This is a genomic window from Aurantibacter sp., assembly GCF_039941195.1.
In the GTDB taxonomy this organism is placed as follows: domain Bacteria; phylum Bacteroidota; class Bacteroidia; order Flavobacteriales; family Flavobacteriaceae; genus Aurantibacter_A.
This window is the reverse complement of the sequence record NZ_JBDVFA010000102.1, coordinates 1-12,385: the sequence shown is the minus strand read 5'-3', so window position 1 is coordinate 12,385 and position 12,385 is coordinate 1. Positions and strand designations below refer to the sequence as shown.

The following is a 12,385-nucleotide window of genomic DNA, read 5'->3' as shown; positions in this document are numbered from 1 at the left end:
GTATGGCAAAAAAAGCAGAAGCTACAGTAGAAGATAAGCTTAGAGCATTATATGATCTTCAATTGATTGACTCAAGAGTAGATGAGATTAGAAATGTTAGAGGTGAGCTTCCATTAGAAGTTGAGGATCTTGAAGATGATGTGCTTGGTCTTAAAACTCGTATGGACAAGCTAAAGACTGATGTTGAAACTATAAACTTCGAAATCGGTGCAAAAAAGAATCTTATTGAAGAGGCTAAAACTTTAATAAAGAAATATAGCGAACAACAAAAGAATGTTCGTAACAGTCGTGAATTCAATTCTATTTCAAAAGAATTAGAATTTCAAGAATTAGAAATTCAATTAGCTGAAAAGAACATTAAAGAATTTAAAGCTCAAATTGAACAAAAGAAAGTTGTTGTTTCTGAAACCAAAGAGAAACTTTCTGAACGTGAAGCACATTTAAAGCATAAGAAAAGCGAACTAAATGCTATTTTAGCTGAAACTGAAAAAGAAGAAGAAGCATTATTAGCAAAATCTGCTAAGTTTCAAAAAGATATTGAAGAGCGCTTAGTACTAGCCTATGCTCGTATTCGCGAAAATGTAAAGAATGGTTTGGCAGTTGTGCCAATTGAAAGAGGCGCTTCAGGTGGTTCTTTCTTTACTATTCCTCCACAAGTACAGGTAGAAATTGCTTCTAGAAAAAAGATTATCACTGATGAACATAGTGGTCGTATATTGGTTGACCCAGTTTTAGCAGAAGAAGAGCAAGCTAAAATGGAAAAAATGTTCGCAAAATTATAGGCAATTAAAGCTAACTCAAATTAAAGCCATCTGCTCTTGTAGTAGATGGCTTTTTCTATTGAAGCAAGTTTAATATTTTCTTTTCTACTTCTTCGCTATCCCACTTCTTAGCAATATCTGGCATTTTCATAACTTCAACCATAATTTTTTCTTGAACATCACCTATGGCTAATGCTTCTACATATGGTCGCTCCGAAAAAGTTACTCTTGAATATGCGGGCACCCATTTGTCAGGATATTTTTCAGCAAAACGTTTTTCTATTTTCTTTTGAAGTAAAAATGTAGCATCACTAGTTTTACTACTCATTTCAATAAAGTTTCGATAACTCAATTCAGCTATTGCATCAGCATTTGGTTTTCTTTCTTCTTGATAATTCTTAAAAATAGCTCCCCAGTCATCTCCATGAGCTAACATCATTTCATTTAAGACAGAAATGTCTTCAAAACCAGCATTCATACCTTGTCCATAAAAAGGAACCACAGCATGCGCCGAATCACCCACAAGAGCTATCTTATCCCAATACGTCCATGGATAACATTTCATAGTTACCAAAGCACTTGTCGGGTTTTCAAAAAAGTCATCGGCTAAATCCTCAATAACTTGCATCACATTTGGAAAATACTTGGTGAAAAATGCAACAGCATCACTTTTCGTTTTGATACTATTAAACGATACTTCACCTTCAAATGGCATAAATAAAGTACAAGTAAAACTACCATCTAAATTAGGCATAGCTATAAACATAAATCGACCTCTAGGCCAAATATGAAAAGAATGCTTGTCTAGTTTATGAGAGCCATCTTCATTTGCTGGTATAGTTAATTCTTTATAACCTACATCAATAAAATTTTGAGAATAATCAAATCTGCTTCTACGTTGCATTTTATGTCGTACTCTTGAAAAAGCACCATCACAACCGAAAATCATATCATAGTTATAAGCCTTCCACTCCCCTTTCTCCGATTCGCCTGTATATAATTTAGCTTCAGGCAAATCTACATCCCATACTTTCTCATTAAACCTAAATTCAGTACCTGCTTGTTCAGCAAGATCAATCATAGTTTTGTTTAAAACCCCTCTAGAAATAGACCATATAGCTTGCCCCTCTTTACCATAGGGCTGAAAATATAGTGGTTTACCCACAACGTGCATAGCGCGTTTATCCAAAGGAATGGCTATTTTCTTTATCTCTTCTTCTAATCCAACATCTCGCAAGGTTTTCCAACCTCTATTACTCATTGCTAAATTAATAGATCGCCCAGAAAATTTAATAGTTCTAATATCAGGTCTACGATCAAAAACCGTTACTTGATGTCCGGCCTTTTTTAAATAAATTGCCAACAATGAACCCACTAAGCCTGAGCCAATTATTGCTATATTCTTTGAATTTTGGTTCATTTTTTAAACAATGTGGAAAGTAAGTCCGTAAAAGTACTGAATTTCTTCACGGTACCTTAACAGAATTATAACATCCAATTAGGTCTTTTGTTACGTATATAATTTAGAACATTCCGCGAGAGCGTCTATATATATCCAAAAAAAGTCCTTCACACAATAAATGTGAAGGACTTTTTTCTGTGCTAAAAATAATGCACGATACTATTTTAAAATACCATCTACAATACCGTATTTCACAGATTCTTCAGCATTCATCCAATAATCACGATCAAAATCTTTAAGTACTTTTTCAAATTTTTGCCCACAATTATCGGCCAAAATATGAGCACTTAACTCTTTTGTTTTTATAATTTCTTGCGCCTGAATTTCAATATTTGATGCTTGCCCTCTAGCTCCACCACTAGGCTGGTGAATCATTACTTGAGCGTGTGGTTGAATAAATCGTCTACCTTTTGCGCCCACAGAAAGCAATATAGAACCCATGGAAGCTGCAAGACCAGAGCATACCGTTGAAACCGGACTTTTTAATGACTTTATAGTATCGTACATAGCAAAGCCAGAGGTAACATAACCACCTGGGCTATTAATAATTAATTGAATCTCTTTATTGTTTAACATATCAAGATACAAAAGCCTATCAATCACATGCTTAGCAGAATCATCATCGACCATTCCCCATAAAAAAACTTTACGTTCTTCTAAAAGTTTCTCTTCAATGGCCTGTTGTACTTTTCCTTTTTTTGTACTCATATTTATAATTTGATAAGTATCAAAATTACGCAAATATTTCATAGGTAATAACAGTATACATTCAATCTTCATAAAAGTGTCAAATTGGCTTATTTATGAGTGTTATATCTATACTTTAGTTTTTTTCTAAACACAAATAAGTGCTAATTACACTTCAAAATTTTAGTACAAAGGGATTTTTGCTTACCATATAATCAAATTAAGCTATTTTTGATAAAAACTACACCATGCGAAAATTCACGACTTTTTTTCTATTTACAGCTATTTTTTTGTCTTGTCAGGTTCTATTATCCCAAGAAGCAAGTATTCTTGAAAAGGTGGCAAATGCTCACGGGTTTGAAAATTGGAAAAATGTAAAAGAAATATCATTTACATTCAATGTAGACCGAGATACCAAACACTCTGAACGTGGTTGGGTATGGAAACCTAAATCAAATGATGTTACCTCAATATCGGAAGAAGGCACACTAGAATACAATAGAGCAGATATGGATAGCATTGCTTATAAGAAAAATGGAAGTTTTATAAACGATAAATTTTGGCTCCTTGCCCCTTTTCAATTAGTTTGGGACGGTGCTAATTTGAAGCATGAGCATACCGCCAAAGCAAAAGCTCCTATTTCTAAAAAATTAATGCAAAAGTTAACCATTGTGTATGGAAATGAAGGTGGCTATACGCCTGGTGATGCTTATGATTTTTACTTTGGTGATGATTATCTCGTACAAGAATGGGTATTTCGAAGAGGTAATCAGACTGAGCCATCAATGACTACCACTTTCGAAGATTATGAAGAAGTTGGAGGATTAAAAATTGCCAAATCACATAAAATGGCAGAAGGAAAATTCAATTTATTCTTTACGGATATCGCTGTAAAAAATTAACTCGTTTTCTTCTTACTTAAAATAAAAGTTGATAAAAATACCAAAACCGAGCATCCAAGTAAAACAATAAAGCTAAGACTTAACGAAGAAGTATCTGCTAAAAACCCTAAAATTGGAGGAGCAGTTAAAAAACCTAAATACCCTGTTCCTGCTACAAAAGCAACCCCTTGGGAAGATTCAATCCCCTTCACATTCCCACCGATTCTAAATAATTCGGGAATAATTACGGAGAAACCTAATCCTATTAAGGCAAATCCAAAAATTGCCAAATAAGTCTGCGTACTTAAAACAGCAAAATAACCTATAATAGCGACAATAGATCCAATTGCAACAATTTTAATTGAGCCAATTTTCTGACTAATACTATCACCGAAAAACCTCCCAGTGGTCATAGTAATGGAAAACGCTAAAAATCCAGTGCCCCAAAGTGCCTTAGGAGCCATACTAACTTCCTTTAAAAATAATCCACTCCAATCAATAATTGCCCCTTCTCCACCCATCACCATAAAAGAGACAATGCCAATTATAAAAAGTGGTTTAAATAATTTTAAGCTAAAGGGCTCTTTCTCCACAGGTGCTGCCGTTATTGTGACATAATTCTTGTAGAACAAAAAGTTTACTAATAAGACTATTGCAATTGCCAACCCCATATGTAATACTGGATTTCCTATTATGGCAATTAGAAGAATACCCAGACCAGCAAAAACTCCGCCTAAACTAAAAAACCCATGTGCGGCTGACATAAAGTTCTGATTGTCTTCTTTTTCTATTTCTGTAACTAAAGTATTCATGGCAATATCAGTAAAGCCATGCGTTGCACCAAAAACAAATAATGCTCCCATTAATGAATAATAATTAGGTGCTAAAAGTGGCAAAACTCCTGTAGCACAAATCAATAGCACACCATACCAAGTAGCCTTTCCAACTCCTATTTTATTAATGATTTTAGCAGCAACAGGAAAAATCGTAAAAACGCCTAAAGACAAAAAGAAAATGGCTATTCCTAATTCAGATTTATCTATTGCTAATTTTTCTTTTACCGTAGGTATATAAATCGCCCACGTACCAAACAAAATATTTAAACTCGTAAAAACCCATGCTGGAGCAAAATACCGAGGATTTGATAAAATAAGTCGTAGTGATTTCATATAAGAGTTTTTGGAAATCATTTAATATATACATAAATGATATGAAATAGTACTCTTTAGTTTCTAACCCACCATTTAGAATATGGTACTGCTTCACCCAAAATTATGGGCTCGCCAATTTTAGGCATTGTCAATTGAACATTTAATTCAGCAGCTTTTTTAGTAGCACGTTCCGCAGGTTCTTCCCATGGGTGCAAACCTAATTTAAAAGCACCCCAATGAATAGGCATTAGTAACTTACTATTTAAATCGACACTTGCCTGTACAGTCTCTTCTGGCATCATGTGTATTTGAGCCCATTGTTCGTTATATTGACCACACTCTAGCATTGCAAAATCGAAAGGACCATATTTTTTTCCTATTTCAGAGAAGGTAGCATCATAACCAGAATCACCACCAAAGAATATATTTTTTGACTTTCCTCTAATAACCCAGGAACACCATAAAGTACTAGCGCGGTCAAATAATCCTCTTCCCGAAAAGTGGCGAGCTGGTGTTGAAACGAGGGTAATTCCAAAAAAGTCGACTTGCTCCCACCAATCCATTTCAGTTATCTTATCATCTGAAACACCCCAAGATCTTAAATGTGCACCGAGGCCCATGGGAACATAAAAATGTTCAACTTTATGATCTAATTTTTTTATCGAACCATAGTCCAAATGATCATAATGGTCATGTGATATTAATACCGCATCTAAAGTAGGCAAATTGTCAATCGCCATTGGCAAAGTATCATTAAAACGTTTAGCACCTAAGCTAGGGTGTGGTGCAGGAACACTGCCTAACATTGGGTCTAAAAACAATTTCTTGCCCTCCATCTCTAGCAATAATGCAGAGTGTCCAAACCAAGTTAATCTTGTTAATGAATCAGGAAAATTTTCAAAATAATCAACAGGTAATTTATCAACTGGTATTGACCAATCGGGCACTTTATTTCCGTTTGTAAAATATTCCGGAATTGTTCTCCAATTCATATCCGTTGACACTACAGTTTTGGTTAAGTTCTGAAATTTTCCATCTTTAAAATTTTCAGAATTTTTAATATTTTCCTTAAAAGCACCTTTACTTTTAGCGCCAAATTCAGGTGATATATTAACAAATAGAATTGCAATAAGTACTACGATACCTATTATAGAAACAATTACGGACACTATCATTTTTAAAATTTTCATTGATTTTTAATCACTTATGCTTCGGCGAGTATTCCTTTTTTTAAGATTTGACCAAATCTATACATATCTTCGAATGAGCAATAAAAAGGAGCAGGTGCCAAACGTATTACATTGGGCTCACGCCAATCTGGCACTACTCCGTTTTCCATCAAATAATTAAATAATGATTTGTCGTGACCGTGAAGAAATACCGACAATTGACATCCCCTTTCTTTAGGTGTTATTATTTCAAAAGAACCATTAACTTCGGTTGCAATTTCTTGCAAAACAAATTGTAGATAAGCAGTAATTTTATCCCGTTTTTCTATTAAAGCCTGCATACCTACTTCCTCAAACATTTCCAAAGAAGCTAAATACGGTGCAAGTGATAATACCGGTGGATTACTTACCTGCCAAGAATCTGCACTTTGCGTAGCTTCAAACTCAGGCTTCATTAAAAATCGCGTTTTTTTATCAGAACCCCACCAACCTTCAAAACGCGGGATATTTTTATCACTTAAATGCTTTTCGTTTACAAAAATTCCTGAAGCATTACCAGGTCCACTATTCATATATTTATAACTACACCAGGCGGCAAAATCTACATTCCATTCATTCAATTTCAATGCTACATTTCCAACGCCATGTGCTAAGTCCCAACCTACATATGCCCCAACAGCTTTGCCAGCTTCGGTGATGGCTTGCATATTAAAAACTTGTCCGTTATAATAATTAACACCACCTATTAAAACTAAGGCCAACTCTTCACCTATTTCATTAATTTTCTCAAGAACATCCTCGGTATGCCAAGCATTTTCACCCTCACGCTTTTTCACCTCAACCAAAACATCATTCGGATCAAGACCATGAAATTTAACCTGACTTTGCAACATATATTGATCAGAAGGAAAAGCCTTTTCTTCACATAATATTTTAAATCGCTTTTTAGTCGGTCGATAAAAAGACACCATTAAAAAATGTAGGTTAACCGTCAAAGTATTCATAACACAAATTTCTCTGGGCTTTGCTCCTACTACTTTCGCTAAAGGAGCTGCTAACCTTTCGTGATAATCCCACCAAGGCTTTTCTGCATGAAAATGACCTTCCACTCCTAAACGTTTCCAATCAGTCATTACCTCATCAATAAATTTCTGAGTACGTTTAGGTTGTAAGCCTAAAGAATTTCCGGTAAAGTAAATTACATCTTTACCATTTAACTGTGGAAAATGAAATTCATTACGATATTTAGAGAGTGAATCTTCTGCATCTAGACTACGTGCAAACGCTAAAGAATTTTGAAATTTCATGAACTAAATTTGTTCAAAAATACGCATAAAGCAGTACATTATTATTCGATAATTTAGTCTTCTATACGCATTTCTATTAAGTGATTTTTAAACCCAACTTTTTCATAGGCTTTTATGGCACCTATGTTTTCTTCGTAAACAGTTAATCTAATTTCTTTTACACCTTTTTCAAAAGACCATTCTTTTAAACCATCTACAATTCTTCTATTTAAACCTTTGCCCCTGTAATTTGGGTCGGTATACATAAATCCTAGATAAGAAAATCTTTTATGGTCTAAATATGATTTTGCTTGCTTAATATTTGCGTATCCTGATGCTATTAGCTTACCCTTGTGCTCACCGACTAAAATTTCAGCAGTATCAGAGGCTATTAATTCTTTTAAATCATAATAGCTAATTGGATCATCAGCCAAAGTTGGATCAAACGGTCTTTCTGCTTTAATAATCCCTTGTTCAAATTCTAAAAGCGATGCCAAATCTTTAATATTAGCTTTTCTAATTATTATGTCATCCATAAGCACATTCATTTTACAATATTGAAGGTAGTTTTAAATCTATATTTTTACAAAAAAAAGCAATGCATTTCTTATCACCAGTTTTAGAAGAGTATATTCAGAATCATTCAGAAGATGAACCTGAACTTTTACAGGAGCTTACTAGAGAAACACACTTAAAAGTTATCCAACCTAGAATGATAACTGGTCATTTTCAAGGAAGAGTGTTAAGTATGCTTTCTAAATTAATTAATGCTGAACACATTTTAGAAGTTGGCACGTACACTGGCTATTCTGCACTTTGTTTAGCAGAAGGTTTAAAAGAAAACGGAACCCTACATACTATTGATGTAAATGCGGAATTACACGAAATGCAACGACGCTATTTTGATAAAAGTAAATTTGGAAACAACATTATTCAACATACCGGAAATGCGCTTGAAATTATTCCACAATTAGATATGGTTTTTGACCTAGTTTTTATTGATGCTGAAAAAAAAGACTATCCCAACTATTTAGAAGTAGTTTTAAAAAAAGTAAAAAAAGGAAGTGTTATTTTATCGGATAATGTATTGTGGTCCGGCAAGGTAGTTGAGCCATTAAATCCTAAAGACAAGACTACAAAAATACTTTTAGATTATAATAAAAAGCTTAAAGAAGACCCACGCTTTGAAACTATTTTAATGCCCATAAGAGATGGTCTTACTCTAAGTCGGGTATTATAAACCAGTCTAGTTTATTAAAAATTTTGAAGAAAAATAGTTATAGATTCCCTTAAATAAGAATGCAAAAATAATCCCTACAAGAGCTCCAACTATAATATCACTAGGAAAATGTACTCCAAGGTAAATTCTACTGAATGAAAAAAGTATTGGAAAAATATAAATAAGATGAATTAATTTGATTTTATCTTTTAAAAACAACACAGCCATAGTTGCAAAACAAAACGAAAATGCAGCATGACCTGAAAAAAAACTAAAATTATGACTCTGATTTACAGCTCTAATTATTTGGTTTATGGTCTCATCATTATTTGGCCTTAAACGACCAATGCCATTTTTAGTAATCGTCACAAAACTCTGCACAACCAAGAGCACAGCGATATAAGTTATTAATTTAGAAATTGCAGTTTTAACAGACTCCCTCCAAAAAAGAAGTACTATAACTAAAACAAACAACGGAATCCAGGTTGGAAATTTAGTTATAGTTTTCCAAAAAGAATCGTATGTATCAGAACCAAAATTGTTTAGATAAATTAGAACTTGACGATCTATTTCTAATAGCCTTTCAAGCATATGGAGAAGTATTATTTTCTTTTAATAGAACCAGAAAATTTTTCTACACCGTCTTTAACTTCGTTAATCTCATCGGAAAGTCCTGAAGTTAAATTACTCTTTACATCGCTAATATCTTTTTTAATATCATCAACAAAACTAGTATCGATACCTTGCTTATCAGCACTTTTCTGAATTTCTTGCTTAATATCCTCAGTAGCATCTTTAAGTTGACGCATACCTTTCCCTAACCCTTTGGCAATACCAGGAATTTTATCAGCACCGAACACCATTACCACAATAAACATGATAAAGAATATTTCACCACCACTTATGAATAAAGAAGTCATTAATATCATAAGAACAAATATAATGAAGTTTAAACAGAAAAAACCTGTTAGATTCCCACCTTAACAAAAAAGTATTTAGGAATTATATCTAACAGGTTTCTCGAACGAAAAGGAAATCTTTATGTTATCCCTTTATTTTTTCCTTGAATTGGTCAAAATCAGACTCTTGCTCTTTTTTCGGCCATGAATTATTGGTCGTATCAATGTCAGCAGTCTCTAATTTTGGATCAATAACAATGTTCGTAAGCTCTTTTTGAGAAGACATTACCATTTTTACCTCTTCACTATTTTTTCTCCAAACTTCAGCTGGATACGTAATATTCTCCGTGGATCCATCAGCATAGGTATATTCAACAATTATTGGCATTGGAATACCGCCCGGACTTTCATAACTAATCTCGTAGAAATACTTAGGCTCTTTAACAGCTTTTCTTTCTGCTTCAGTCATGTTATCCATCATATATTCTTTTAACGTCATAGAAGATTCAGAAGGTGCTTTTCCTTTTAGATTTGAATCAAAATCCTCGGCATCTTCATCAGCCAAATATACAAGTGGTGGTAAATCTGCGGTAGTAAGGTTTCTTGCCTCCATGTATTCTAGCATCTTTTTAGAAGGTTTATCAGTAACGTAGTACTTTTTAATACCTTTCACTCCTATATCAACATAATCCGTAGTGTAGAACCAACCTCTCCAATAGTAATCTAAATCTACAGCAGACGCATCTTCCATTGTTCTAAAGAAATCTTCAGGAGTTGGGTGTTTAAACATCCAGCGTTGTGCGTAGGTTTTAAAAGCGTGATCAAATAGCTCACGCCCCATAATAGTTTCACGTAATATGTTTAATGCTGTTGCAGGTTTTGCATAGGCATTTGGCCCCAACTGATATACATTTTCTGGGTTAGACATTATGGGTGAAATTGTACTTTGATCCCCCGCCATGTACGGAACAATTTTGGCTGGAGCACCTCTTCTTGAAGGATACGCACTATTTGGAGCTACAGCTTCCGGATATAATTCTCCGAACTCTTGTTCAGCCATATATTGCATAAAAGTATCTAAACCTTCATCCATCCAACCCCATTGGCGTTCATCAGAATTTACAATCATCGGGAAGAAATTGTGACCTACTTCATGTATTATTACACTTATCATTCCGTATTTAACGCGATCAGAATAGGTCCCATCCTCATTCGGACGCCCATAATTCCAACAAATCATAGGATATTCCATACCCTGATTTTTAGCATGTACAGAAATCGCTTTTGGATAAGGATAATCAAAAGTATGTGATGAATACGATTTAAGTGTATGTGCAACAGCCTTAGTAGAATATTCCTCCCAAAGTGGATTACCTTCTTTTGGATATAACGAAACAGCCATTACATCTTTATTGCCAACTTTTACAGCTTGCATATCCCAGATAAATCGTCTTGATGTTGCAAAACCGTAATCACGAACATTTTTAGCTTTAAACTTCCAAGTTTTTTTCTTTTCAGAAAAACCCTTAGCAGCTTCTACAGCTTCATCTTGAGTAACAATAAGCACAGGTTTATCATAAGATTTCTTCGCTTTTTCATAGCGCTTTATCATTTCCTTAGAATAAACTTCTTTTCTATTCTGAAGAGTTCCTGTTGCATCAAGTATATGATCAGCAGGTACTGTAATATTTACTTCATAATCCCCAAAAGTTAACGCAAACTCACCGTTACCCCAAAATTGATGGTTTTGCCAACCTTCAACATCATTATATACTGCCATTCTTGGAAAGAACTGAGCAATTACATAAGCTCTGTTACCATCAGCAAATTCTTCATATCCAGAACGTGCTCTATTAACTGTATGATTAGGAATATTATAATTCCATTTTATTGAGAATGAAACTTGCTCTTTACTTTTTAAAGGTTTTGGTAAATCAATACGCATCATCGTAAAATTAATGGTATGTGCCAAAGGTTTGCCCGAAGCATCTTTTACTTCTTCAATAATAAAACCACCTTCAAACGGTTCAGCCATATATTTCCCAGCGAAAGCACTTGCTTGTTCAGCCATAGGCACTCCTCCTCCATTCTTTAATTTAGCTTTAGAATCTTTTTCTCTAATATTTTGGTCTAATTGAATCCAAAGAAATTCTAAATCGTCTGGCGAATTATTAATATATGTTATGGTTTCACTACCACTAATTCTGTGATTCTTATCATCTAGTTCTATATCCATCACATAATTAGCCTGCTGCTGGTAGTACGCATGCCCAGGAGCACCTGACGCAGAACGATAACTATTAGGTGTTGAAAACTCTTCGTAAAGTTGTTTGAATTTGCTCTGATTTAAATGACCAGGCTCTTTTGTTTTCTCAGCTTCTTGATCTTGTGCAAAAACCACTGCACTAAAAAGAAATATTAGGGTTGTAAAACCGTATTTTATTTTATTCATTTGTTCCGTTAAAATTTAATCTTGGAAAATTAATAGATTTTTAATGATTTGTTAATAGTCTGTTAGAGTTTTAACATTCCTTTATCATTATTTTTCAACAAAACGAAGCTCTTTTTACTTCCATTTAACTTAATATGAAGTAAATTTTGTTGTTCATCATATAAATCAGTGAGTATTTTATTCTGAACAGCAATAGTCCGTAGCTGTTTTATATCAACTTCAGGAATTTCCAAATAAAATATAGCAAGATCGGTATCGTATTTTTTACCTAGAAATTGATATTCCATTTGTTTGCCATTTATTTCGATAATAAATTTAGTTTTAAAATATTTTTGTAAATATTCAGCAGCAATCTCCAACTCATCTTCAGTAGCTAATTTTGCTTCAATATCATAGCGTGCTTTAAGTAGCGTTTCTA

Annotated in this window: 13 protein-coding genes; 3 read left to right on the top strand and 10 right to left on the bottom strand. The window is 33.9% G+C overall.

Annotated elements, in window-relative coordinates; all coding sequences use genetic code 11:
• Positions 1 to 2 precede the first annotated feature (2 nt).
• A complete protein-coding gene (locus ABJF52_RS17605; RefSeq protein WP_348153264.1) occupies positions 3 to 782 on the top strand; it encodes a C4-type zinc ribbon domain-containing protein in 780 nt (259 codons plus the stop codon).
• Positions 783 to 837: 55 nt separating this feature from the next.
• Here the strand turns inward: ABJF52_RS17605 and ABJF52_RS17600 are convergent, their stop codons facing one another.
• Both ABJF52_RS17600 and ABJF52_RS17595 read right to left on the bottom strand, forming a co-directional pair.
• Positions 838 to 2,181 (bottom strand): NAD(P)/FAD-dependent oxidoreductase, encoded by a 1,344-nt coding sequence (locus tag ABJF52_RS17600; protein ID WP_348153262.1) that lies wholly within the window; start codon positions 2,179 to 2,181, stop codon positions 838 to 840.
• 201 nt (positions 2,182 to 2,382) lie between these two features.
• A complete protein-coding gene (locus ABJF52_RS17595) occupies positions 2,383 to 2,931 on the bottom strand; it encodes an ATP-dependent Clp protease proteolytic subunit (RefSeq protein WP_348153260.1) in 549 nt (182 codons plus the stop codon).
• 227 nt (positions 2,932 to 3,158) lie between these two features.
• Here ABJF52_RS17595 and ABJF52_RS17590 point away from each other — a divergent pair, with 227 nt between their 5' ends.
• A complete protein-coding gene (locus ABJF52_RS17590) occupies positions 3,159 to 3,812 on the top strand; it encodes a hypothetical protein (RefSeq protein WP_348153258.1) in 654 nt (217 codons plus the stop codon).
• Here the strand turns inward: ABJF52_RS17590 and ABJF52_RS17585 are convergent.
• Genes ABJF52_RS17585 through ABJF52_RS17570 form a run of 4 tightly spaced genes read right to left on the bottom strand, consistent with a single transcriptional unit; the run spans position 3,809 to position 7,933 of the window.
• Positions 3,809 to 4,960 carry an MFS transporter gene (locus tag ABJF52_RS17585; RefSeq protein WP_348153256.1) on the bottom strand — a complete coding sequence of 384 codons (1,152 nt, stop codon included), beginning with the start codon at positions 4,958 to 4,960 and terminating at the stop codon, positions 3,809 to 3,811. The genes ABJF52_RS17590 and ABJF52_RS17585 overlap by 4 nt on opposite strands.
• A gap of 56 nt (positions 4,961 to 5,016) precedes the next feature.
• The gene (locus ABJF52_RS17580; protein ID WP_348153254.1) at positions 5,017 to 6,132 is read right to left on the bottom strand and encodes an MBL fold metallo-hydrolase; all 1,116 of its coding nucleotides are present in this window, start codon (positions 6,130 to 6,132) and stop codon (positions 5,017 to 5,019) included.
• A gap of 14 nt (positions 6,133 to 6,146) precedes the next feature.
• Positions 6,147 to 7,418, bottom strand: coding sequence for a kynureninase (gene kynU, locus ABJF52_RS17575; protein WP_348153252.1), 1,272 nt, complete (start codon positions 7,416 to 7,418; stop codon positions 6,147 to 6,149).
• 53 nt (positions 7,419 to 7,471) lie between these two features.
• On the bottom strand, positions 7,472 to 7,933 hold the full coding sequence (locus tag ABJF52_RS17570; protein WP_348153250.1) for a GNAT family N-acetyltransferase: 462 nt from the start codon (positions 7,931 to 7,933) through the stop codon (positions 7,472 to 7,474).
• A gap of 62 nt (positions 7,934 to 7,995) precedes the next feature.
• Here ABJF52_RS17570 and ABJF52_RS17565 point away from each other — a divergent pair, with 62 nt between their 5' ends.
• Entirely contained in the window at positions 7,996 to 8,637 is a 642-nt protein-coding gene (locus ABJF52_RS17565) for a class I SAM-dependent methyltransferase (protein ID WP_348153249.1), read from the top strand.
• A 6-nt stretch (positions 8,638 to 8,643) separates the two neighbouring features.
• Here ABJF52_RS17565 and ABJF52_RS17560 read toward each other — a convergent pair whose 3' ends face one another.
• From ABJF52_RS17560 to ABJF52_RS17545, 4 genes are all read right to left on the bottom strand, one after another.
• Complete coding sequence (locus tag ABJF52_RS17560) at positions 8,644 to 9,207, bottom strand: phosphatase PAP2 family protein (RefSeq protein ID WP_348153247.1); 564 nt, start codon at positions 9,205 to 9,207, stop codon at positions 8,644 to 8,646.
• An 11-nt stretch (positions 9,208 to 9,218) separates the two neighbouring features.
• Complete coding sequence (locus ABJF52_RS17555) at positions 9,219 to 9,536, bottom strand: twin-arginine translocase TatA/TatE family subunit (RefSeq protein ID WP_348153316.1); 318 nt, start codon at positions 9,534 to 9,536, stop codon at positions 9,219 to 9,221.
• Between the two features lie 124 nt (positions 9,537 to 9,660).
• Entirely contained in the window at positions 9,661 to 11,967 is a 2,307-nt protein-coding gene (locus tag ABJF52_RS17550; RefSeq protein WP_348153245.1) for a M1 family metallopeptidase, read from the bottom strand.
• A 62-nt stretch (positions 11,968 to 12,029) separates the two neighbouring features.
• Positions 12,030 to 12,385, bottom strand: a 356-nt coding sequence (locus ABJF52_RS17545; RefSeq protein WP_348153243.1) for a DUF6702 family protein, incomplete at its 5' end; no start/stop codon positions are given.